At 52.3% G+C, this 22,040-nt stretch carries 21 protein-coding genes; 4 read left to right on the forward strand and 17 right to left on the reverse strand.

The features are described from left to right. Positions 1 to 72 precede the first annotated feature (72 nt). The 15 genes from ACFOTD_RS25230 to ACFOTD_RS25300 form a co-directional block, all read right to left on the reverse strand. Positions 73 to 846 carry an ABC transporter ATP-binding protein gene (locus ACFOTD_RS25230; RefSeq protein ID WP_378122711.1) on the reverse strand — a complete coding sequence of 258 codons (774 nt, stop codon included), beginning with the start codon at positions 844 to 846 and terminating at the stop codon, positions 73 to 75. Positions 847 to 865: 19 nt separating this feature from the next. Next, positions 866 to 1,924 carry an ABC transporter substrate-binding protein gene (locus ACFOTD_RS25235; protein ID WP_378122712.1) on the reverse strand — a complete coding sequence of 353 codons (1,059 nt, stop codon included), beginning with the start codon at positions 1,922 to 1,924 and terminating at the stop codon, positions 866 to 868. Positions 1,925 to 1,999: 75 nt separating this feature from the next. Then, positions 2,000 to 2,779 carry an ABC transporter permease gene (locus ACFOTD_RS25240; protein ID WP_378122713.1) on the reverse strand — a complete coding sequence of 260 codons (780 nt, stop codon included), beginning with the start codon at positions 2,777 to 2,779 and terminating at the stop codon, positions 2,000 to 2,002. 18 nt (positions 2,780 to 2,797) lie between these two features. After that, on the reverse strand, positions 2,798 to 4,183 hold the full coding sequence (locus tag ACFOTD_RS25245; protein WP_378122714.1) for an LLM class flavin-dependent oxidoreductase: 1,386 nt from the start codon (positions 4,181 to 4,183) through the stop codon (positions 2,798 to 2,800). 47 nt (positions 4,184 to 4,230) lie between these two features. Continuing rightward, positions 4,231 to 5,220 carry an aldo/keto reductase gene (locus tag ACFOTD_RS25250; protein ID WP_378122715.1) on the reverse strand — a complete coding sequence of 330 codons (990 nt, stop codon included), beginning with the start codon at positions 5,218 to 5,220 and terminating at the stop codon, positions 4,231 to 4,233. A 133-nt stretch (positions 5,221 to 5,353) separates the two neighbouring features. Next, positions 5,354 to 6,214, reverse strand: coding sequence for an ankyrin repeat domain-containing protein (locus ACFOTD_RS25255; protein ID WP_378122716.1), 861 nt, complete (start codon positions 6,212 to 6,214; stop codon positions 5,354 to 5,356). 169 nt (positions 6,215 to 6,383) lie between these two features. Then, complete coding sequence (locus ACFOTD_RS25260; RefSeq protein ID WP_378122717.1) at positions 6,384 to 6,890, reverse strand: hypothetical protein; 507 nt, start codon at positions 6,888 to 6,890, stop codon at positions 6,384 to 6,386. Between the two features lie 597 nt (positions 6,891 to 7,487). Further along, positions 7,488 to 8,177: a hypothetical protein gene (locus ACFOTD_RS25265; protein ID WP_378122718.1), complete on the reverse strand. Its 690-nt coding sequence runs from the start codon at positions 8,175 to 8,177 to the stop codon at positions 7,488 to 7,490. Next, positions 8,177 to 8,914, reverse strand: coding sequence for a GNAT family N-acetyltransferase (locus ACFOTD_RS25270; protein ID WP_378122719.1), 738 nt, complete (start codon positions 8,912 to 8,914; stop codon positions 8,177 to 8,179). Before ACFOTD_RS25270 ends, ACFOTD_RS25265 begins: the two co-directional genes overlap by 1 nt. 18 nt (positions 8,915 to 8,932) lie before the next feature. After that, positions 8,933 to 9,358, reverse strand: a complete 426-nt coding sequence (locus tag ACFOTD_RS25275; protein WP_378122720.1) for an HIT family protein — start codon at positions 9,356 to 9,358, stop codon at positions 8,933 to 8,935. A 142-nt stretch (positions 9,359 to 9,500) separates the two neighbouring features. After that, complete coding sequence (locus ACFOTD_RS25280; protein WP_378122721.1) at positions 9,501 to 10,709, reverse strand: CynX/NimT family MFS transporter; 1,209 nt, start codon at positions 10,707 to 10,709, stop codon at positions 9,501 to 9,503. A gap of 551 nt (positions 10,710 to 11,260) precedes the next feature. Then, complete coding sequence (locus ACFOTD_RS25285; RefSeq protein WP_378122722.1) at positions 11,261 to 11,827, reverse strand: helix-turn-helix domain-containing protein; 567 nt, start codon at positions 11,825 to 11,827, stop codon at positions 11,261 to 11,263. 111 nt (positions 11,828 to 11,938) lie between these two features. After that, positions 11,939 to 12,847 (reverse strand): aminoglycoside phosphotransferase family protein, encoded by a 909-nt coding sequence (locus tag ACFOTD_RS25290; protein ID WP_378122723.1) that lies wholly within the window; start codon positions 12,845 to 12,847, stop codon positions 11,939 to 11,941. A gap of 34 nt (positions 12,848 to 12,881) precedes the next feature. Next, a complete protein-coding gene (locus ACFOTD_RS25295; RefSeq protein WP_378122724.1) occupies positions 12,882 to 13,205 on the reverse strand; it encodes a hypothetical protein in 324 nt (107 codons plus the stop codon). A 238-nt stretch (positions 13,206 to 13,443) separates the two neighbouring features. After that, a complete protein-coding gene (locus ACFOTD_RS25300) occupies positions 13,444 to 13,872 on the reverse strand; it encodes a MarR family winged helix-turn-helix transcriptional regulator (protein WP_378122725.1) in 429 nt (142 codons plus the stop codon). Positions 13,873 to 14,029: 157 nt separating this feature from the next. On the opposite strand from ACFOTD_RS25300, the gene ACFOTD_RS25305 reads away from it, so the two are divergent. Further along, positions 14,030 to 15,334 carry an amidohydrolase family protein gene (locus tag ACFOTD_RS25305; RefSeq protein ID WP_378122726.1) on the forward strand — a complete coding sequence of 435 codons (1,305 nt, stop codon included), beginning with the start codon at positions 14,030 to 14,032 and terminating at the stop codon, positions 15,332 to 15,334. 83 nt (positions 15,335 to 15,417) lie between these two features. Here ACFOTD_RS25305 and ACFOTD_RS25310 read toward each other — a convergent pair whose 3' ends face one another. Together ACFOTD_RS25310 and ACFOTD_RS25315 are read right to left on the reverse strand one after the other, a co-directional pair. After that, positions 15,418 to 15,744, reverse strand: a complete 327-nt coding sequence (locus ACFOTD_RS25310) for a hypothetical protein (protein WP_378122727.1) — start codon at positions 15,742 to 15,744, stop codon at positions 15,418 to 15,420. Positions 15,745 to 15,841: 97 nt separating this feature from the next. Continuing rightward, positions 15,842 to 17,290, reverse strand: coding sequence for an ATP-binding protein (locus tag ACFOTD_RS25315; protein WP_378122773.1), 1,449 nt, complete (start codon positions 17,288 to 17,290; stop codon positions 15,842 to 15,844). A gap of 225 nt (positions 17,291 to 17,515) precedes the next feature. On the opposite strand from ACFOTD_RS25315, the gene ACFOTD_RS25320 reads away from it, so the two are divergent. The 3 genes from ACFOTD_RS25320 (at position 17,516) to ACFOTD_RS25330 (ending at position 22,034) form a co-directional block, all read left to right on the forward strand. Further along, entirely contained in the window at positions 17,516 to 18,946 is a 1,431-nt protein-coding gene (locus ACFOTD_RS25320) for an alpha-L-fucosidase (RefSeq protein WP_378122728.1), read from the forward strand. Positions 18,947 to 19,090: 144 nt separating this feature from the next. After that, positions 19,091 to 20,953 carry an alginate lyase family protein gene (locus tag ACFOTD_RS25325; RefSeq protein WP_378122729.1) on the forward strand — a complete coding sequence of 621 codons (1,863 nt, stop codon included), beginning with the start codon at positions 19,091 to 19,093 and terminating at the stop codon, positions 20,951 to 20,953. A gap of 196 nt (positions 20,954 to 21,149) precedes the next feature. Further along, positions 21,150 to 22,034, forward strand: coding sequence for a carbohydrate ABC transporter permease (locus tag ACFOTD_RS25330; RefSeq protein ID WP_378122730.1), 885 nt, complete (start codon positions 21,150 to 21,152; stop codon positions 22,032 to 22,034). Positions 22,035 to 22,040: the final 6 nt, after the last annotated feature.

Genomic DNA, 22,040 nt, shown 5'->3' on the forward strand with positions numbered 1-22,040 from the left:
CGCATTTTTTCCGTGATGACCGCTTGTCTTCGCGGTCTCCTTTGCCGTTGTTGTCTTTGCGCTCGCCTTTAGTTAGATCGTAAACTCCAAACTCTCCTCAGACTTCACCTCGTGAATCGCCGCGTAAATATCATTCTGGATCTTCAGCAGCTCGGCGTCGTCGCGCTTTCGCGGACGCTCCTTGGGCACCTGGAAGATGCGATTAATCCGCCCTGGCCGCGGAGACAGCAGCACGACCCGGTCGCCCAGGAATACCGCCTCGGACACGTCATGCGTGACGAATACGACGGTCTTTTTCTCCGCTTCCCAGATTCTCAGCAGATCGTCCTGCAGCTGCAGCCGGGTCAGATGGTCGACCGCGCCGAACGGTTCGTCCATGAGCAGCACCTCCGGGCCATTCGCGAGCGCTCGGGCAAGACCTGCGCGCTGCTTCATGCCGCCGGACAGGTGATGGGGATACTTGTGCTCGAACCCCTTCAGCCCGACCAGGTCGAGATATCGCTGCGCGCCTTCCCGCCGTTCGCTCTTCGCGGCGCCTCGCATCTCTAGTCCCAGCTGGACGTTTTTCGCCACCGATCTCCACGGATACAGCGAAGGATCCTGGAAAACGACGCCACGCTCGATGCCCGGCCCCTTCAGCTTCGCTCCGCCGAACCATACCTCGCCCGAGGTGGGCAGCTGCAGCCCGGCCAGAATCTCGAGCAAGGTGCTCTTGCCGCAGCCGCTCGGACCGAGAATGCTCAGAAACTCGCCGTCTTCGATGGTCAAGTCGATATTCGAGAGCGTCTCCGTCGGCGTCGCCCCACCGTATACTTTAGACACGCCGCGGACCTCGAACCCCGCCATATGATCGCCCCCGTTCGCGTTATTTTTTCGGAATGAACCGCAGATCCAGTATTTTGTCGACGTCGTAAATCTTATCCTGGAAGCCCAGGTCAACTTGCACCTGCTGCGTGTCCTTCAGCGCGTTCAGGTCTACGTCCGGATTGTTCTCCCACAGTACGTTCTCGCGCTCGAACGCCTTGTCCACCGCGGCCGGATTGATCTTCACGTTTTCGAGGAAGTACTTCTTGTACTCGTCCAGGTTGCTCTTCGCATAATCCTGCGACTTGAAGTACGCGCGCAGCAGCTTCTCGACGAGCTCCGGATGGTTCTCGATGAAGTCGTTGCGGGAGGCGAGGACGCCGGTATGGAACGTCGGCAGGTAATCCCAGCCCTTGGCGAGAATCTTGCCTGTGCCTTCAATCTCCGCGAGAGAAGCGAACGGCTCGTGGATAATCGTCGCGTCGACTTGGCCTGACGTCAGGCTTGCATAAGCCGCGTCGTTGACGCCGTCGGCGAGGTATGTAACATCGTCCTTGCTGAGGCCATGCGCCTTCAGGATCGTCTGGGTGTATACGTCCAATCCGCTGCCGAGCACGGCTGCGCCGACCTTCTTGCCCTTGAGGTCTTCGACGCTCTCGATGCCCGTTCTGGCGACCAGGTAAAACGGCCCCTTCGTGCGGAACATCGAGGATACGATCTTGATCGGAGCGCCCTTGCCCGCAGCCACGATGGCGTTGGTCGTCGCAACGTCTACGATGTCGACATCCTTGCTCGTCAGCGCTTCGATCGGATTTTGGGTGGAGATCAGTTCGACGTCGAGCCCCTCGTCCTTGAAGAAGCCCTTCTCGATGCCGAAACGAACGGCCAGACCGCTCACGCCGTTAAACGGCGCGTATCGGATCTTCTGCAGCTCCGCGGACGCTGAAGCAGATGCCGACGCCGACGCAGATGTCGACGGCGATGCCGCTGGCGATGCGCCTTCAGAACCTGACGGAGAAGCCGCGCCTCCCGCATTATTGTTGCTGCCGCCGCAGCCCGCAAGCACAAGCGCAAGCGCCGCCGTTACGATTCCGGTTCCCATCCATTTTTTCTTCAACATGGTTTCTCTCTCCTCAAAGGTCACTGTTTATTTGTCTAACTGTTAAGCGTGCTAACGGTTAAGCTCGCTAACTTCTTAAGAGGACTTCCACTTCAGCACGACGCGCTTCTCCAGCAGATCGATGATGCCGATAATAAGCACCGATACGACCGTCACGACCGTGATGATCCCGAACGCCTTCGCCGTGTCGTACAGGGAAGTCGCCTGCACCAGCAGGTTGCCGAGCCCGTCCTTGGACGCGACCATCTCCCCGAACAGCGCGCCGACGAGCCCGGTTGCCGCGGAGACTCTCAGCGAGACGAAGATCGTAGGCGCCGCCGACGGCAGGATAACTTTGACGATTGTCTGCAGCTTGGATGCCTCGAACACCCGAGCCACCTTGAGGTGCGCTTCCGCCGTCTGCTTGATGCCGGTGATGGTATTGAACGCGATGGTAAAAAAGCAGAACAGGAACACGATCGCGACCTTGTGCGACAACCCGATTCCCAGCCAGAGCATCAGGAGGGGAATGATCGTTACCTTCGGGATCGCCAGGAGCGCCGAGAGGAACGGCCGGAAGAAGTTTTCCGCGTGCGGCACGAGCACGAGGAACATTCCCGTAGCGATGCCCGCGAACGCGCTTAGCAGGTACCCCGCCGCGAATTCCTTAAGGGTCACGAGCAAGTCGTGGAAAATCTCGCCGTCCGCGAACAGCTTGTAAATCTCTTCAGCGACCTGGGTCGGCTTCGACAGGTACAAGCTGCCGACGATCTCCGCTTGTACGAGGTATTCAATGATACCCAGGCAAGCGAGCAGCAGCGCGACTTGCCCGATGAGAATGCGCCACCGGTAGCGCTTTTTGCCGTCATGGCCCATGTGGCTCTGCTCCCTTCCTTACTCGCCCGCCCCTTGCAGGGCTGCCTTCTTGGCGAAGCGATTCTCGGGAACGGACAGGCCGAAGTGCCCGCGGAACGTATCCGCCTCGTACTCCGTCCGGAACAGGCCGCGGCGCTGGAGCACCGGTACGACCAGGTCGACAAACAGATCGAGGCCGCCCGGCATGTACGGCGGGCAGATGTTGAAGCCGTCGGCCGCGCCTCCTTCGAACCACTCCGCCATCTGATCCGCGATCTCCTCCGGATTGCCGACGATGAGCAGATGACCGCGCGACGTGGCGGCGAAGTAGTGGAACAGCTCGCGGACGGTGATGTCCTCGCGGCCCTCCGCCTTCTGCGCCAGCGCGACCAGCCACCTGGCCTCGTCGCCCGGAAGCGTCGAGAGCGACAGGTCCGGAAGCGGCCCGTCCAGCGGATACGCGGAGAGGTCGATCCCGATTCTCGCGGACAGCGGCGTTACGTCGTAGTTGGTCACGAGCAGCGAATTCAGCTCCCGGTACTTGGCGCGCGCTTCCTCGGACGTGCGGCCGACGAGCGGCACGAGGCCCGGCAGGATGAACACTTCATCCGTGCTTCTTCCGTACTGCACGGCCTTTGTCTTGATCTCGGCGTAGAACGTCTTCGCGAGCTCAAGCAGGATCTGCCCTGTAAAAACGGCGCTGGATTGCTGCGCGCCCAGGTCGCGGCTGCGCTCGGACGTGCCCGCGTTCAGCAGCGGGATCTGTCCTTGCGGCGGCCTCGCCACGTTCAGCGGACCCGCGACGGAGAAGTGCTCGCCCTCGTGATTGATCCGGTGCACCTTGCTGCCGTCGACGAACTCGCCGGTCTCCTTGTTCCGGACGAACGCTTCGTTTTCCCACGAATCCCACAGCTCCTGTACGATCTTCACGAACTCGTCCGCGTAGTCGTAGCGCTTGGAATTGTCCCAGTGCTTCTCCCGGCTGTAGTTCTGGGCCGCCCGCACGTCCATACCGGTCACGACGTTCCAGGCGAGGCGGCCGCCGCTCAGGTAATCGAGCGACGCCGTCTGCCGGGCGACCGTGTACGGCTCGGAGTACGTCGTGTTCGCCGTTACGATCAGACCAATTTTCTCGGTGACCGCCGCGATGTTTGCGATCATCGTAAACGGCTCGAGACGCACCATCTGCGACGGGAACGTGTGCTGCATGTCCGCGCTCGTCGCGAGCGCGTCGCCGAGGAAGAAGAAGTCGAACTTCGCTTCCTCCAGCCTCTGGGCTACGAGGTGCAGAAACTTCGGATCGAACGCGCCGTCGGTCGCCGCTTCCGGCAGCCGCCAGCCGGCAGGGTGATAGCCTGTCGAGAACAAGAACAACCCCAGATGGAGTTGGCGCTTGGACGGCTTGGCTTGTGGGGATTGCGTCATGATGGTTCTCCTCCTAATTTTTAGTTTGCCAATGCGAAAACAAGGTTTTATAGCGTAAAAAGACCGATGCGGCGGGAAATATCGTCTATTTCCTTGAGTTCCTCTGCCATTAACCTCTCGCTGGCATGGGCAAGCGAGTCGCGAATCTGCTGCGGCTTCGAGGCACCGAGAATCGCGGAGGTCACAAAAGAGTGGCTGAGTACCCATGAGAGCGCATATTGCGCAAGCGTCCAGCCTCTCGCTTCGGCCAGCGGGCGAATGCCGTCGACGAGCGCGTACGCCGGATTCGCATCGAGTAACAGCTCCAGCCGCTTCTCACCATGAGCCAGCCGGGATTCCGACGGAGGCGCTTCTCCCTGGCGGTACTTGCCGCTCAGGATTCCCCTGCCGAGCGGACTGTAGCTGATGACGCCGACTTGCTCCGATTGCACGAATGGCGCGAGCTCCCGTTCTATGCCTCTCGTGATCAGACTGTACTCCGGTTGCACGCTCTCGAATCGGTGAAGGCCGTGCAGCGCGCTTACGCCATGCGCCTTCGCAAGCTGCCAAGCGGCATAATTGGAGCAGCCGAGGTAGCGGATCTTGCCCTGCTTCACCAGATCGTCCAGCGCCCGCAGCGTCTCCTCGATCGGCGTCTCCGGATCGAATACGTGAATCTGGTACAAATCGACGTGATCCGTCCGCAGCCGGCAAAGGCTGTTCTCCAGCGCGCGGTAGACGTGGTAACGGCTCTGTCCTCCGTCGTTGACGCCCGGACCCACATGAGCGCTGAATTTCGTCGCCAGTAAAATGTCGTTGCGGCGGCCCTGAAGGAGCCGTCCCAGAATCTCCTCGGACTCGCCGAACTTCGACCGGTCGCCGTTATCCATGCCGCTTCCGTACACGTCCGCAGTGTCGATCAGGTTGATTCCCGCCTCCAGCGCCGTATCCAGCACCTCGCCGGACGCCTTCTCGTCGATCCAGCGCCCGAACGCCATCGTACCCAGACTGACCTCGGACAACTTGAGTCCCGTTCTTCCCAATCTCCGGTATTGCATCAAGCTCTTCCTCTCTTCCGTTACGACTAAAAGGACAGACGCAGGCCGCTTTGAGAAATCAGCGACTCTCCGTCTGTCCGGTCGAGTTGTCGTATGTAATGGTAATCGGATCAATGTCGTTATCGTTTGCAAGCTAGTTCAGGAGCAGCTCTGCGGAAGCCGCGTGTCCGAGAGAGAGTGCCAATTCGTATGGCGTCTCGCCGCTCGCGTTTCTTACCGTCTTGTCGGCTCCGTAACCGAGAAACTTTCTGATCAGCTCCGCTTTGTCGAAGTAAGCCGCCACGTGCAGCACGTTGAAGCCCTTTCTAAGCTCGCCCTCGCATAGGGCATGAATGTCGGCGCCATACGCCATCAGCAGGTCTACGAGATGTCCGTAGTTCCCGAATACGGTGGCGTGTATCGCCTTGTTGTTCAGACTGCCATCGCGACTTCGCGCATGAATGTCGACGCCCCGTTCCAGCAGCAGCTCCACCGTCTCGGTGCTGCCGAATTGTACGGCCAGAGACAGAAGCGGGAAGCCGTCGTGGCTGTAAGCGTTCATCAGCTGCGGAGATTGGTCCAGCAGCTCCTTCACCCGGGAGCTGTAACCGACGGCGGCTGCCTCGAATACGTTTAGCCTGCCCGCCCCGTTTCGCAGCAGCAGTTCCTTGATGTCGTTCGCGCGAAGCAGCACGGCCATCAGCACGGGCGTCTCCCCTTGCGGGTTGCTGACGTTCACCAGGCTCGCGTCCCGGTGGATCAGCTCGGCGACCTTGTCGATGTCGCGATGCTTCACCGCCTCGAACATTTCATTCTTAAGCCGCTGAAGGTTGTCTGCCTGCTCTCTCGCCCGCACCAGCAGATCGTGGGAAGCCCGCACCCCCACATTAACGAAGTGGGCGACCGCCCTCGAACGATTGGATTCGAGCCCGGATTCGACAAGCAAATCCACGGCCTTGAGAACCTCGTCGTCCAGTCGGATGGAGAGCACCGCAGTGCTTTTTTTCTTCGGCATGGTTCTCCTCGTCGCTTACGTGTAATTAAAATTACAAAATTACTATAGCATGGGACGCGGAATATGAATAGCCCTAAATTCCGACTTTTTTAGATGGTTTAATTGGGGTGGTAAGCAACCGGAGAAACGAGGAGAGAAAAAGGTCCGATTCACCGCAAAAGGTCCCCGTTCAAATGTCAGATTTATCGAGTTGTAAATCGTCAAAGTAATCAATGTAGTATCCCTCAGATTCCCAGTAATCTTCGTACTGCTGATGGATATCTGCGATCTTTGCTTTCGGCGCTCCGCAGCGTTCAAGAAGCCAATTCCTTATATAATCCATATCTTTATTTTCATCATCCCAGATAAAGTCCAGAATGGACGACTCTTTCGCTCCACTGTCCGGGACATAAACAGCATATTGGGCTGTCAAAAATCGGGCTAAATCGTACACAAGTTTCCTTATATAACTTTGAATCTTTTCATTTAATAAAAAATTGCTCCACCTGATATAATGATGAAAATAGCATATCTTCTCCGAGAAAGTTAACAAGACCCCGCAAGGTCCGTCGATTTCTAAAGTGCCGTCAGTTCCATCGCGAATAATCCAAAGCAACCCTGCATCCTCCGGATTGTGTGGAAGAAGGTAGGTTACAAATTCACATACTTTAATCTTTTTGAATTTAGAGCAAGACATAATAGCTCGATATCCCCTGCAGACAAGTTATGTCCTAAGTAGGCTGTGACATCCATCCCCAAATCCGTTCACCTCACTCTATTATTAAGCAAACCAAATCCGTTACTCGATCTGATTTACAAAGTTCGTCCCGTACCTACTAAGATGCTCCCATCCATACTGAAGTTTCGTATCCGTCTCTAACACAAATAAAATCCAAGTTAGTCCCGGGAACGAGGGACTGCTGTGCATGCCTTCAAACGAAAGCATAACTTCGGAAGGAGTAAAAGGATCGTTTGTTATATTAGGCCTGGAAACGGTCCAGTTGGTACCCAGGTTATTAATGATCAGAAGCGTCTCAAAGACGGCTGCCTCCATCGTTATATCATCATTTAATTTCGTTACAAACGTCGATCCCAACAATGAAGGATCTCTCTTTAATCTCTCGAATTGTTTTGACACGATGGGGTGACCCGTTCTTGATTCAATTTGCTTTATGAGTCGACTTGCTTTGTCCTCATTTTTAACTTTGAAAAAAGCATTCCAAACGATTTGAAATCTCATGGTTACCCCGCTTTATTCTTGTTTTCAGTTCATTAATAGGAGAATAACTGTAGACTAGGTCCAATTCATTTCTCTATTTATTAAAAGTCCATCTTCCCATTTGCTTTTAAACCAATTCAAATCTTCACCAAAATTTTCATGAAAGTGTTCCATCGACTTCTTTTTAGTGCGACTAAATTTAAATACGAGAAAACATTCTTTCTTTGTAAGAATTACTTTTAGATAACCCATGTTATTTGACATCTTGATTAGAAATAATTTTTCCGGATTGGAGAAATAAGGCTCGAGTATCCAGTTTTCTTTTCCATCAAAATCAATTACGCTTTTTGGTGTACCAGGATCGTTAATATGGAAATGTTTGTTTTCCTCAGTCAATATGGCGGTTACAGAATTCTGGATTGTAAGATGGTTAAATTCCTCGTATAATCGAAAAAAATCATCAAAGCTTGCCTCTTCATCGTGCTTGTTCTTATCCATAATCATGTTGTACCAACCGGATGTGGACTCAAAATAACCTAATTTCACCCGTACGAACTCATGAAAGAAATGAAAAGGTAACGGAAACAATCTTGAGTGATCTTCTACTACTTGATAAACGGACTCCGCATGCAAAAAGCCATGAATGAATCCAAGAAGTCTTGTAAAGTTCTTCTTCCCTATATACAGACCTGGCTTTTCTTTTATTATGTTCATTTCGGAATTAAATTTGGACATACGTCCTCCCATACTCTTTAATTCCCCCATTACTCAAGTCCTTCAAAATTGCATCGCCAATCCGAAACCCACGCGAGGTAAAATCCCAAACGTTGAGCCACTCTTTGTGAAGCGATATTGCTGGCAATTGCGTCATAAACGGGTATATCGCCGCGTTTTAATAGTTCAAAATTTAACTCGTTTACAAGATAACTGGCCAAGCCCAAATTACGATACCCGGGCAAGACTTCGATGCCGATCTGCCACAGTTTTGAACAGGTTTTGCTTGCTCCAGCCACGCCAACGATTTCTCCATCTTGCTTTGCAAGTACAGCAAGATCCGTTTGCCAAGGGAGACTTATATCATAGATAATCGCTTCTTTAAATCTTGGAGCTTCGAATAAAAAGGCCATTTCCTCTCGATTAACGAGCTCGAATGAAAAGCCTGCGGGCGATGCTCCCCGATTTAGCTTTGTCACATCAGGCACATAGTGCAAGTAAAGCCCTCTAATAATCGGCAGGGAGAATACAGAATCCCTATCCTTTCCTTGCATCATGGTTTTGGCAATGAGCAGCCTTTCGGATGTAGCCGAGACTACGATTGATTTTCCCATAGACACGATTTCAAAAAAACGCGCCTTCCGTGGAAAAGGTCTTCGACCGGGATTCTCTTTAGCTTCAACAAAGACGATGTTATCCTTTTCACCGTTGAGATCGTCGATCGAGCAATTCAGATCGATAGCGAGTTGCGCTTGCACCATGAACAGAATTTCTTTTTGTGTGATCATCATTAGCCATCCTTTAGCTCAAAGCCGTTGATCGACGAGCACAACCAAAGCTTCAGCCGTCTCTTTTAAACGGTCTTTGGCATTCGCGGTATCCACAGGCTCTAGCCAACCAAAACCGTCAGACTCATAACGCGGAAAGACGTGCATATGATAATGGTTTAAATCATTGAACGTTCCGTTGTTTTGAAGAATCGTGATGCCATGCGGTTGAAAATGTGATTTTAACAATCTGGCGAGGAGCCTGGATGCACGCATAATCTCAATTGAAGCCGCATCATCTAAATCATCCACATCGTGAAAATGATTCTTTGGCAGGATCAGCATGTGTCCTTCATTTAAAGGGGCAATATCTAAGATACAAGTGACCCAGTCATTTTCATAAACAATATGTGCTTCAACCACTTTATTCGCTAGCTGACAACCTAGACAGGTAGTCTCGTTCACCTTCATACCCTCCCTTACGCCTGGCATATCGCCCTACATCACTTTATAGGATTCCACAAATATCCAAGCTCTCCTTCCTTTCAACATAATCAAACAGCCCGCCGAACCACGCCGGCAGGCTGTCTCCCCGAACCTATGCTGCTTAGCCCGCGTCTACAAACCGGTCCCTTGCCGCTCCTATACCGACTATAAACAGCAAGACTGAAGCGCCCAGCAAAATGAAAAGCGGCGGATTCCAGCTATTTGTCGCGTCATGCAAATATCCGATGAGGGCGGGACCGATCGCGGCCAGAAGATATCCGACGGCTTGCGCCATGCCGGACAGTTCCGCCGCTTGGTGGGCATGCTTTGTACGCAGACTAAAGAACATCATGGACAAACTAAAAGCGAAGCCAACGCCGATGCCAAGGATGATAATCCAAAATAAAATTACGCTGGAGCGTCCATAGAGTAATCCAAGCGTTCCCGTCAACAGCAAAAGGGTCGTGACGATCACCAACGAACGTTGGCTGGACATCCGCCCGGCAATAACGGGAACGATAAACGTAAACGGGAGCACGGCTAACTGCATGATGGAGAGGTACCAGCCGGATTGGCTTGAGTCAATACCTCGGTGTATCAAAATTTCAGGCAACCAGGCAATCAGCACATAAAAAACCATCGACTGGATCCCCATAAACAAGGTAACTTGCCAAGCAAGCGGGGAACGCCAAACATTCACGTGGTGGCTGACCGTCGGTTGTCTCGTCGAAGTTGCGTGCTTGGCTTGATTTCTTAATTGGGGCAACCACCAAAGAATCGATACAATGCTCAATATTCCCCATATCCCCAATGCGCCCTGCCATTTCAGACCTGCGTTCGCGGCAAGCGGTACGCTGATCCCCGATGCAATCGCTCCGCATAAATTCATTGAAATGGCGTAAACGCCCGTCATGGAGCCAATCTTTCTCGGGAAATCCCGCTTGATTAAGCTTGGCAATAATACGTTACAAACGGCGATTGCGAATCCAAGAATGGCTGTTCCGATATACAGACCTGCAGCGCCGGAGAGCGAACGGATGATAATACCGACAGTCAGAAAGATGAGAGCGATCAAAATCATGCGTTCAAACCCATACCTTCGCCCCAATTTGGGTACCAGAGGCGATAATAGGGCAAAGGCAAGCAATGGTACGGTCGTTATCAAGCCTGCCAATGTATTTGAAAGATGAACCTCATCCTTTATGAGACTTGCCAAAGGACCGACCGAGGTTAAGGGGGCCCGTAAATTAGCTGCAATAACAATGATGCCGAGTATTAACAGCCCGACAGAGGATGGTAGGGCCGCTGCTTTTATTCGTTTGTCCGACATTCTCCATGTCTCCTTCCTGATCAAGCGTATGTTTGTTTCTTCTCGATTAGAGAACAATGAATCTTCGTCCGCGCGAACAAGAAAAGTATATTATAGTATAATATTTTTAACAATAAGTATTTTAGAATATATAAAATTGCGTTCTGATGGGTTGGTCTATCGTTGGCCGGGACGTTCTATCGCTGCAACGCCTGCAAATATACATCTATTTCCGCCGATGTCGGCCCTTTTAAACAAGATAGATGCAAAAGCGCAGTTATTTTACGCCATCAGCCGGATTTCCGGCTTATGCGTTGAATTTACCTGCACATTTGCAGGTATTCCATCGGGTACCGTTGGTCTGCAGAAAATACATGTATAAATGCAGGTTTTGGGTCCCGCAAGCCACCGAAATGCTCCGGCATGCCGAATGTGCGCTTACCTGCCTAAGAATCGCCGCCAAAATTTTTATCCTTTCTAAATGTACGAACAAAAAAATACAACGCTGAGTCCCGGCACGGAATTCGGCGTTGTATCTAAAAAGCTGTATTACCTATGGGATTTTTTCGTCTTCAAAAACCATATTTTAAAGATATATGAAGCACCGCTTCGCGATCCGTATGATTGGTATAAGCGTGCGGGCAATCCGCACGGAAACTGATCGTATCGTATTGATTGAGCGTATAAGCCTCGCCATCGACCTGAATTTCAACGGAACCTGTCATGACGGTCGCAATCTCAGTCGTGTTCGCATGATGACCCTCGGGGTGATACGAGCTGTTGGGCTGCAAGTAAGCCCGGCACATTTCAATATCGCTGCTTGCGTTTTTGAAGAAAGGTTCGATGGTCCAATTCTTCTGATCGTTCGAAAACCGCATTCCTTCGCCCGCTCGATACAGACTTACGGATGGTTCGGATTTAAACAAAGAAAAGAGCGGCAAGGATATGCCTTTCGAGATCTTCCAGATGATCCCCAAGGTCGGGTTGGTCTCGCCGCGTTCGATATTCCCCAGCGTAAGCTTGCTTACGCCCGTTAACGCTGCTAGGTCGTCTAAGCTCATATTGTTTTCTTTTCTGTACTTCTTCAAGGCGCCGCCGATTTGCAATACGATTTGCTTGGAATCATCGACTTCATCCATTCGATATTCACCTCAACAAAAAAACAGTTACAGCTAGTATATGGTTTATCCGGCGCATTTTCCATACGGTTCGTATTTGACGGCGCTTACGCATCTATGCCAAATAACGCCTCAATCCAGACAGTTAGAAAATCGCTGCGTTATTTGGATGCCTCTATGCCAGTCCGTGCCTCCGTCTTCAATGGTCCACGTGGCTTCTAACACGCCCCGCGCCACGCCCCACATGGCTATTCTTCGAGGATCCAAGACAAGCCGATCCGCCATGATCGCAATCCGATTCCGAAGCACTTGGTCGCGGTCGCCGCCCCGATCCTCGTAGTTAAGCAGATACTGGATCGTATCAAAGTGAATATCCCCGACGATGCCTTTGGGATCGATGATAGCCCACGCTTCGCCATGGCGAAGGATATTGCCGTGATGCAGGTCGCCATGCAACAGGACATTTTCGCTTGTCGTCGCGATCAGATAGTGCAGGCATTCCTCGGCATTTTCTACCCAACTTTCAGGCAGCGGCGCAGACCGTTTATCGTCATCGAAACGCTCACGATATCGTTCAATGGCAGCGAAGTGCTGCTTGATGGACGGATACGGACTGCCAGGCGCTGCCGGAAGGTGAAGGCGGCGAAAAACATCGCAAAAGATCGCCGTCGCTTGCGAATCATCCTCTACACTCGCCAATGGTGTGCCAGGATCGGCGCCCTCCAGCAGGACGACGCCCTCCCCCACGTCCGCTTCCAGCACGCGAACAGCTCCACGACCGTCATAGTCCCGGAGGACATCGACTTCCCTGGAGAGCTCATCTTTCATAAACGAACACTTCAACACAGCCGGCTTGCCGTCATTGCACCTTACGCGCATAACGAAGTTATAGGTTAAGTTGGAAAATGGCGTCTCCGGGCTAATTTCAAACCGACTTGCATACTTAGCGATAAGCTCAGGCAGCGTCGCGCACCAGGCCACGCCTTCCTCGCCATGAAGCACGCGCATACGATCGATAAAGGGCTTCGGAATCATGATCATGCACCTTTTCTCCTTTCAAAAAGCAGCCTGCTGGCTATTCCTCGGGATTCCCAAGTCGCAATCCGCGCAGCTTGTTTAAGTCGGCTTTGGAGTTACCTCTGTTTGTCGGCGCAGCGCGAGACGCGTTTTTTAGAAGCAGCTCATATTCCAGGTTCCGTATCCGGGCATTCGTGTCTTCGACATAATCCAGAATGATGGCGATCGCGAAGAATAAAATTCCGGTGACGATCCCGCTGATCCACCACGTCATGGCTGTGCCCCATCGAAATCCGTCGGCGCCGTCGTTTCCAAGGATGATACCCGAGATCATCCCTACGACAATAAAGAATACAGCCAATCCGTTCAGTATTTTTGTCATCATGACGCTCCTTCATGTGGGTAAGGTTCATATATCCATTCATCTAAGCTAATCCATTCTGTCCTCAGATCATTTCCGCTTTTGATTTTCTTCTGCTCGATATATACATGAATATCGGTCCCCAAGCATTTCCCTGCCTTTCAAAGAAGTCCACCAGGATAAACCAACCACTAAATTTTAACATATACCGGACCAACCAAAAATGGCAGACGATCCTGTGATCGACTGCCATTCTTTCTTATAAGCGTTCATTAATCTTGATGAGCAATTCCTTTAACGTTTGCTTTTCCTCTTCCGAAAGGACTTGAACGATTTCGTCCTCGACCTTTTGGAAGGATTCATTGAAATCCTCGATCAATTCAACGGCTTTTGGCAAAACATAAATGTTTTTTTGCCGTTCATTATTGGTCGGGATTTTCCGCTCGATATAGCCTCTTTGCTCAAGACCTTGAAGCAGGCTCGTAATGCTGGCCCCGCGCAGGTGAAACCGATCGGCAAGATCCCGCTGGATTAATTCCTTTTCTTGGTTCTCATAAATATAGCCGATTATTTTTCCTTGCTGCGCGTTTAATCCTAGCTCTTTTATGCTCTCGTCCGCTTTTTTCTTTAATTTAAGGCCAATAATCTGGAACAAATCCAGATAAGGCGTATCCTTGCGAGGCTTCATGAGCGTCCCCCCATACTGTTAGACAGCTAACTGTAAGCAATTAAACTATATCGGGATCCAGAGAACATGTCAAACAAAAATTAGCTTATTGACAGTTAGATATCTAACAATTAAACTACGAATTATCTCAAGCATAACGCCAAGGAGGAACTACAAAATGAACCAAGAAATCCAAAGCTCTTCTGACAAATTGACGGCCATTACGAATGCGCGTATTTTCGATGGCGAAAAAGTAATCGCATCAAGGAGCGTTGTCATCAAAGGGGACACTATTATTGCGGTAGGCGGCAATATTCCGGAAAATGCAACGATCATCGATGCTGAGGATGCTACATTGATGCCTGGCTTGATTGATGCGCATGTCCACACTTCCATCGGCGGATTACGCGATGCATTACGTTTCGGCGTAACGACAGAACTCGAAATGAACGGGGATTTTACGGAAAGAGGACGAGCGATCCAGTTAAAAAATGTGGATGACGTCGCAGATGTCCGCTCTGCAGGAACGGCAATCACCGCTCCCGGAGGACATCCGGATGAGTTGCTGCCCGATGATGGCGAAATTCCGGAATTCATACTAAAGGAACTGGAGAAATTGTCGGAGGAAGACCGGGAAGCGATGTTAGCGGCTTATGCTCACGATCATGATGAAGTGCCGCAAGTAACGACTGTGGAAGAAGCGATTAAACATGTGCATGCTCAGGTTGAGAATGGCGCCGATTATATCAAGATCATGATTGAAGAGGGAACCGTCATGGGTGCCCCTGGCCTGCCTGTACTCAGCGACGAGATTTTAAAGGCAGCCGTAGATGAAGCCCATAAGTTCGACAAATTGGTCATCGCCCACGTTTTAACTGCCCGTTCGTCGCAAACCGCCATCGATCTTGGCGTAGACGGATTGGGTCACCTGTTTATCGACAGGCCCGAATATACGCCGGAGGTCGTACAATCCATCGTCGATTCTGGCGCATTTGTAACGCCGTGCCTCGTGTTGAACGCATCCATTATTGGGAACCCGGCAGCGGAGTTGGCGAATGACGCTCGCGTTCATTCCAAATTGAGCCCGGACTGGATCGATATTTTGAACGCCAGCTTCAATACTTATCCGCAAGGCAACTTGGAAAATAGCTTTAAAAACGTGATGGACCTTCACCGTGCCGGCGTGGACATTCTGGTCGGGACGGATGTCGCCCCCGTTCCCGTTCCGAACTTAGGCGGCCTTGCCCATGGGGCCAGCGTACATCACGAGTTGCAGCTGCTCGTTAAGGCCGGGTTCACGCCGGTCGAAGCGCTGCAGTCGGCTACCTCCAAGCCGGCCCGCCGGTTCGGTCTTCATGATCGCGGCCGCATAGCCGCAGGTGCGCGTGCCGATCTCGTATTGGTCGAAGGCGATCCGACAACGAACATTTCGGACACCCTGTCCCTTAAAGCCGTATGGTTTAAAGGTGTACCGCAACGTTAACAACAACCTTCTTGCGGCGGCAGGGCACCCTACTTTAAGGGGTGCCCTGCTGGTTGTTGTTTTTGGATTTCGTAGCCTTAAGCTCAACTCTTGTTATCCAGTCGTTTATTCAAGACTTCAACATCGTCAGTAATCAACAAGATTTCCCTGCTCTTTTTCTTTAACAGAACATAGTAAGTTCCTACGTCTAAATTTACTCTTTTATCCGGTATGTTATATCCGTAAAAGTTAACAAGGTGATTCGGGTCTTTTATTTCGACTAAATGCCGATCGGGTTTTTCTCCATAGATGTTGACGGTGTAGGGGCTTGTCTTCGCAAAGAGGAGTGCTCCAAAAATGACACCTACAACAAAGAGAACAAGAATACCCGTTCCGGAATAGAAGAGATATCGATTCACTTTATTATTCATGTCCATCGTCCCTTTGCGATCGCTTTAGGTCAATTATATCAGCGATTCGCAAGAACGCCATAATTTGGAATGCGTCTACGACTCAAATATTAAAATGCTACTCCGGTTTTCTAAACCGCGTTTTTTCCGCATGACCTAGCAGGTATAAGAACGCAAACGCCGGGATTCTCATAATAGGCGCATGATCCAACATCCCATAATCCCCAGCATGCTTCGTCACCAGCAGAGATGCCGTCGGCGCTCCCTCTTTTTTCGACCAGTCTACAATAGCCTCTGTCTCTTTAATTCTTGGATTCTCGCGATATTTAATCTCGATCAATATTTTGGAGTTGGGCATCATAACGACAATATCGATTTCTTTTTGTGAATTCGAATCTCTATAATATCCAATTCTTGGGTTGAAGTTATAGTAGAAGGTGTTGATGTGTTTATATACGGCAGATTCAACGATCATGCCCATCTGATCGGGATCCTGCAGCACCTCCTCGCCCTGCAGAAGGACGGCATTCCGAATAGCCGCATCCGCCAGATAAACTTTCGGTTTTGCTTTCAGTATTTTTTTCCCGGCCATATCGACCGGATAGCCCATATAGATGAGGTTAGCCAACTCGAGAAAATCCAGATACTTTAATGCCGTCGGTCGCGTGATGTCCATGTTGTTGGCAATTGTCGTTGCTTCTACGATATTGCCGGTCGTCAGGCACAGGTATAGAAATACGCGTTCAAGCTCGTCGATATGCCTCACATTAAAAAGAGATACCATGTCTCTCTTTAACACTTTATCGACCACGTCTTCACGAATAATCCTTTGGGCATACGGCAGGTCGTCCGTTTGTGCAATTTCGGGAAAACCGCCGATCAATAAATACCTGTGAAAATGACGCTCCAGCGGTTCCAGGCTTCCCATTAATCCGGCCAGTTCTTTCTGGCTTAATTCGCTTAAAGCCGTTGGTTTGATTTTTTGTTCGAGGATAGGGACTTCAATCCCGCGGAGCTCCAAATATTCATAAAAGGATAAGGTCGGGATACGAATCTGGACCCAGCGTCCCACGCCGCTTTCCGGCATTTTATCGCTTAAGACCGGACTTGCAGATCCGGTTGCCATCACCCGATAAGAAGGGTAGTTATCGTAGATCGTCTTCAACCACCCGTTCCACTCTTGGGCATACTGAATTTCATCCAAAAAGAGATAAATATGCTCATCTACGGCGACATTATTAATAAATATTTTCAAGATCCGGTCCATGGCCGACATTTTTAAAAGCGGATGGTCGAAAGAAACATAAAGAATGTTTTTAGATGGGATTCCTATGTCCAACATGTCTTGTATGGTCTGATACATGATCGTTGATTTCCCTACTCTGCGCGGTCCGGTTAAAATGACATGCCGCCTGATCGACGTGTGCTCAAAGCTTTGTTTCGCGTCGAAGTAAGCAAATCGCTTGACGGGCTTGGCGAAGTCATTAGGCACCTTGCCGATTTCCCACCACTTATTGTAGCCCCGCAACACTTGCAAGACACTTTCGTCGGTAATTAAATCCTTCATCCATACCACCCCCGTTTACCCCTATTATAATTATTATCTACAAAAGTGTAAAATATACTTTACGTTTCCCCCACTATCATAGTCACTTTCTCCCCTCTCAACAGTCGAATCGTCCGTCCCGCCACCCCTCCCAACTCTTTTATAATCGGTACTATCATTAAGATAAATCCAACTTTGCATAGGGTTTTAAAATCATTTTCCAGGAGATAGGAGACATCGTCTGCAATGGAAAGTTTCATTAAGCAAGCGGCGCAGGTCGTGCCTTCCGAGCGCCAGCTCAAATGGCAGTCGCTCGAATTTTACGCTTTTATCCATTTTACGGTCAATACGTTTACGGACCGCGAGTGGGGGGACGGCAACGAAGCGCCCGCCATCTTCGATCCGACGGAACTGGATGCCCGTCAATGGGTGGCGTCCGTCCAATCGGCGGGCATGCGCGGCCTTATTCTGACCTGCAAGCATCACGACGGCTTTTGTCTATGGCCGAGCGCTTATACCGACCACTCGGTCAAGAGCAGTCCGTGGCGGCAAGGACAAGGCGATCTCGTCCGCGAAGTCGCAGACGCCTGCCGCGAGGCTGGCATCCCGTTCGGCGTCTATCTGTCGCCTTGGGACAGGCACGAGAAGACCTACGGCGACTCGCCCGCCTATAACGATTACTTCGTTGCGCAGCTCACCGAATTATTGACGGGGTACGGCGATATTTTTTGCGTCTGGTTTGACGGCGCTTGCGGAGAGGGGCCGAACGGCAAGCGGCAGGTGTACGATTGGGACCGTTACTATGAGACGATTCGCCGGCTGCAGCCGGACGCGGTCATTTCCGTATGCGGTCCGGACGTGCGCTGGTGCGGCAACGAAGCCGGACATGTCCGGCCGTCGGAATGGAGCGTCGTGCCGGCCTCGATGCGCGACAACGAGAAAATCGCCGACAAATCGCAGAAGGAGGACGACGGGGGCGCCTTTGCCAGGCGCGTCGACTCGAGGGACAACGATCTGGGAAGCCGCGAAGCGATTGCCGGCATCGCCGATCTCGTCTGGTATCCGGCGGAGGTCAACACGTCCATCCGGCCGGGCTGGTTCTATCATGCTACCGAAGACGATCAAGTGAAGACGGTCGAGGAGCTGCTGGCCGTCTACCACGGTTCGGCAGGCGGTAACGCATCCTTCCTGCTCAACGTGCCGCCGGACCGGCGCGGCCTCGTCCACGAGCGCGATGCCGATGTGCTGCGTAGGCTTGGCGAGCGCCTGCGCGCAGATTACGGCGTCAATCTGGCCGAAGGCGCCGAAGCTGCCGCGTCTGACGCCATCGACGAGGCGCATGCCGCATCCAACGTGCTCGATGCCGATCCGGAGACGTATTGGTGCCCGTCCGAAGGCACCGAGCAGGCGGACATCGAACTCCGGTTTGCCGAGCCGCTTACATTCGACCGCGTCGTGCTCAAGGAGCACATCCGCTCTGGCCAGCGGATCGAACGGTTCACCGTGTCATGCCGTACGACAGCGGGCTGGACCGACGTTCACAGCAACACCGTCGTCGGCCACAAGCGCATTTGCCTCTTCGAGCCGGTGACGGGCGACGCGGTCCGCATCCGGATCGAGGAATCCCGCTGGCAGCCGACGCTTGCCCATGTCGGCGTCTACATGAAATCGAATTAAAGCCGGTTTAACGCGAGTGACCGGCTGCCCGGCCTCATGATCCCGATTCGTCGCGGATCGGGGCCTTTTTTCACGCCGGCAGGGCTGACAGGGCCGACCGGGACCATTCGCCCTATCTCACGAATTCGACGAGGAGTTGAAACCATGACGGATTTATTGTTCTTTTCTTCGGATCTGCGAAGACCGTGGGGCGCCCGATTCGAGCGCATGTTTCCCGCAGAGGCGCAAGCGGCCATAGAAGAAGCGAATCGTTTATGCGTGAGCGACTTTAACGGCTTCCATATGGGACAACCTATAAACTGGCTGTATAATCCAACGGGAGACAAGGAGTTTACTTGGGGGATTAACCGATTCAAGCATTTGAGGCAGTTAGGCATCGCATACGCCGTTACAGGCCATGAGAAATACGCTTCAGCGGCGCTGGAACATATAGAAGGCTGGATTCAAACGCAGCCGTGTCCGCGTCATCTGCCTGCCGAAGAGCTGCTCTATTTCCAACAACCTGGGCCTTGGCGTCTGCTTGAGACAGGGTTGCGGTTACGGCAATGGGTGTACGCGTATCACTTTTTCCAATCGTCGGCTCGTTGGACCCCTTCGTTCGAACAATGCTTCTTTCATTCGATTAAAGAGCATGCCGACTTCCTTTACGATTTCAAAGCCAGCATCGAGATCAATCACTCCATTATGCATATGATCGGATTGCTTAGCGCCGCATTGACCTTCGAGACGTGGGAGGATAGCGAGAAATGGCGCCAGGACGCATGCGCTCGGCTTGAACAATGCATGAGGGCCCAGGTTCTGGACGACGGGGCGCACAGCGAGCTGACGCCGCACTATCACATGGTTTCCCTGGAGCTGTTCGTCGACTGCGCGGTCATGTTGAAAAAACGGGGATATCGTTTCTCCGGCTTTTTTGATGACCGGATCTACCGGATGGTCTCTTTTTCCCGCTGCATGACCCGGATCGACGGCAAGATGGCGCCTTTCGCCGATTCTAACGCCAAGGATGCGCCGGATCTGAATGCGGCGGCTCTCTATTTCGAGAGGCCGGAATGGATGCTGCGGGAAGCGCTGCACGAACAATTTTGGACGGTCGGTCCTGACCGAATACAGTCTTTTCTAACCTCGGACCAAGCGAACTTAAAAGAGAGCCATCCGCCGGTGCCGTTCGCTTTTCCGTCGGCCGGCTATTACGGCATGGGTAACGAACGGCAAAAATTGATTTTTGACGCGGCTGCGCTCGGAGGTCCGCATGGGCATGCGGACGCGCTTTCTTTCGAGTATGGGGCATTCGGGAAAACGTTGTTTGTCGACCCCGGCGTGTATACCTACATGGAAACGCCCTGGAGGCGATACTTTAAAAGCACGTCCGCCCATAACACGGTCCTCGTGGACGGACAGGATCAGACGCCCTATTTACGTACGCAAAGTTGGGGAACGCCGGAAGCCCGGGTAAAAGTGATCGCCTGGAACCCCGAGTCGCAGATGATCTGCGCGGAGCATGACGGCTATCGCATTCGAGGGGTGACGCATCGAAGGACCGTTTGGTTTCCGGATACCGGAGAGTGGATTATATACGACTGGTTGACGGGAACCGGCACGCATACGTACCAGCACCGCTTGCACAGCCCGCTGTTGGAATGGGAGGTTTCAAAGCTCTCGGGCCAAGCCGGCCGCTTCCTTGCCCAAGGCAGCGGACTGCGCGACGACGCGGAAGAAATCGGCTGCGACCTCCTTTTGTTTGGCCCCGCATCCATGAAGCTTGACATCGAGGACGGCTGGGAGTCGCATCGGACGAAGAGCAAGTTGCCATTAAAAGTCGTTCAGGGACTGGTCCGGGCGGATACGCCGGTTTGGTTTATCACCGTCATCCGACCGAGCGGAGCGAAGGAAAAATTAACGCCCGAAGCATGGACCCTCCAAGCAGGCGATCCGGACGGGCCGCCCGTTTTACGGCATTCGACCGGCGATGCGCACCAGGAGTACCGGATGATCACGAATAGCTGAACGGCACGCCGGACCATCCGCATTTCGAATCTAAACGTATAAACGCGATCTCTGCGGCAGCCGTCAGGCTGCCGCTTCTTCTTGCCGTGAGGTCACTTCAGTTACTTTCTCCCCTCTATACAGTAGAATCGTCCGTCCCTCGACCCTCGCCCGCTCTTCTATAATTGGGACATCATTGGAGGAGGGTTGCAGGATCATGAAAAAAATCCAACCTTACGTATTTATACTGCCGAGTCTGCTGCTCACTTTGGTGCTTGGGGTTTATCCCCTTCTGTGGGCGCTCCGGTACATGTTCTACGACTACGCCGGCTACGGGACGGCGAACTATGTCGGTCTGGACAACTTTGCCCGCCTCATGCGGGATGCAGAATATTGGAATTCGGTCAAAAACACGTTTATTTACTCGGGAGGCAAGCTCATACTGACGCTTCCGCTCTCTCTCATCCTTGCCGTCGTGTTAAACAAGGCGTTCCGCGGGAGACAGCTGCTCCGGGCCATTTATTTTTTGCCTACCATTATCAGCGCGTCCGTCATGTCCATCGTCTTCTTCATTATTTTTAACGCATACAACGGCATGGCCAATCAGTTCCTCATGAAATACCACCTGATCTCTTCCCCGATCAACTGGCTGGGCGCGGACTATGCGATGCTCACCACGATCCTGATCGCCGTGTGGGGCGCCGTCGGCAACTACATGCTGCTCTTCCTCGCAGGCCTTCAAGGCATCCCGAACGATCTGTACGAGGCCGCTTCGCTGGACGGCGCGAACGCGACGCAGAAGATGTTCAAGATCACGATCCCGATGCTCGGTCCCGTCCTGCAGATGATCGTCATGTACGCCATTACGGTCGCGCTCAAGGGCTACGAGAGCATCATGGTATTCACGGGCGGCGGCCCTTACGGCAAGACCGACGTCATGTATCTCTACGTGTTCAAGCAATTTTTCCCGATCTCCGCGGACACGGCCAGCATGCAGCGCTTCGGCTACGGCAGCGCGGTCGGCTTCGCTTCGGCGATTATCGTCGGCGCCGTGACGGCACTATACTTCTACTTTTCCCGGAAAATGGACAAAATTTATTAAGAAAGC

Origin of the sequence: Cohnella sp. GCM10012308, from assembly GCF_042649185.1 — a bacterium.
GTDB lineage: Bacteria > Bacillota > Bacilli > Paenibacillales > Paenibacillaceae > Cohnella.

Excerpts from the sequence above, each read along its gene's own strand:
- ACFOTD_RS25230 (WP_378122711.1), bottom strand. The coding sequence starts at position 846 with ATGGCGGGGTTCGAGGTCCGCGGCGTGTCTAAAGTATACGGTGGGGCG.
- ACFOTD_RS25235 (WP_378122712.1), bottom strand. The coding sequence starts at position 1,924 with ATGTTGAAGAAAAAATGGATGGGAACCGGAATCGTAACGGCGGCGCTT.
- ACFOTD_RS25240 (WP_378122713.1), bottom strand. The coding sequence starts at position 2,779 with ATGGGCCATGACGGCAAAAAGCGCTACCGGTGGCGCATTCTCATCGGG.
- ACFOTD_RS25245 (WP_378122714.1), bottom strand. The coding sequence starts at position 4,183 with ATGACGCAATCCCCACAAGCCAAGCCGTCCAAGCGCCAACTCCATCTG.
- ACFOTD_RS25250 (WP_378122715.1), bottom strand. The coding sequence starts at position 5,220 with ATGCAATACCGGAGATTGGGAAGAACGGGACTCAAGTTGTCCGAGGTC.
- ACFOTD_RS25255 (WP_378122716.1), bottom strand. The coding sequence starts at position 6,214 with ATGCCGAAGAAAAAAAGCACTGCGGTGCTCTCCATCCGACTGGACGAC.
- ACFOTD_RS25260 (WP_378122717.1), bottom strand. The coding sequence starts at position 6,890 with ATGTCTTGCTCTAAATTCAAAAAGATTAAAGTATGTGAATTTGTAACC.
- ACFOTD_RS25265 (WP_378122718.1), bottom strand. The coding sequence starts at position 8,177 with ATGGGGGAATTAAAGAGTATGGGAGGACGTATGTCCAAATTTAATTCC.
- ACFOTD_RS25270 (WP_378122719.1), bottom strand. The coding sequence starts at position 8,914 with ATGATCACACAAAAAGAAATTCTGTTCATGGTGCAAGCGCAACTCGCT.
- ACFOTD_RS25280 (WP_378122721.1), bottom strand. The coding sequence starts at position 10,709 with ATGTCGGACAAACGAATAAAAGCAGCGGCCCTACCATCCTCTGTCGGG.
- ACFOTD_RS25285 (WP_378122722.1), bottom strand. The coding sequence starts at position 11,827 with ATGGATGAAGTCGATGATTCCAAGCAAATCGTATTGCAAATCGGCGGC.
- ACFOTD_RS25290 (WP_378122723.1), bottom strand. The coding sequence starts at position 12,847 with ATGATCATGATTCCGAAGCCCTTTATCGATCGTATGCGCGTGCTTCAT.
- ACFOTD_RS25295 (WP_378122724.1), bottom strand. The coding sequence starts at position 13,205 with ATGACAAAAATACTGAACGGATTGGCTGTATTCTTTATTGTCGTAGGG.
- ACFOTD_RS25300 (WP_378122725.1), bottom strand. The coding sequence starts at position 13,872 with ATGAAGCCTCGCAAGGATACGCCTTATCTGGATTTGTTCCAGATTATT.
- ACFOTD_RS25305 (WP_378122726.1), top strand. The coding sequence starts at position 14,030 with ATGAACCAAGAAATCCAAAGCTCTTCTGACAAATTGACGGCCATTACG.
- ACFOTD_RS25310 (WP_378122727.1), bottom strand. The coding sequence starts at position 15,744 with ATGAATAATAAAGTGAATCGATATCTCTTCTATTCCGGAACGGGTATT.
- ACFOTD_RS25315 (WP_378122773.1), bottom strand. The coding sequence starts at position 17,290 with ATGAAGGATTTAATTACCGACGAAAGTGTCTTGCAAGTGTTGCGGGGC.
- ACFOTD_RS25320 (WP_378122728.1), top strand. The coding sequence starts at position 17,516 with ATGGAAAGTTTCATTAAGCAAGCGGCGCAGGTCGTGCCTTCCGAGCGC.
- ACFOTD_RS25325 (WP_378122729.1), top strand. The coding sequence starts at position 19,091 with ATGACGGATTTATTGTTCTTTTCTTCGGATCTGCGAAGACCGTGGGGC.
- ACFOTD_RS25330 (WP_378122730.1), top strand. The coding sequence starts at position 21,150 with ATGAAAAAAATCCAACCTTACGTATTTATACTGCCGAGTCTGCTGCTC.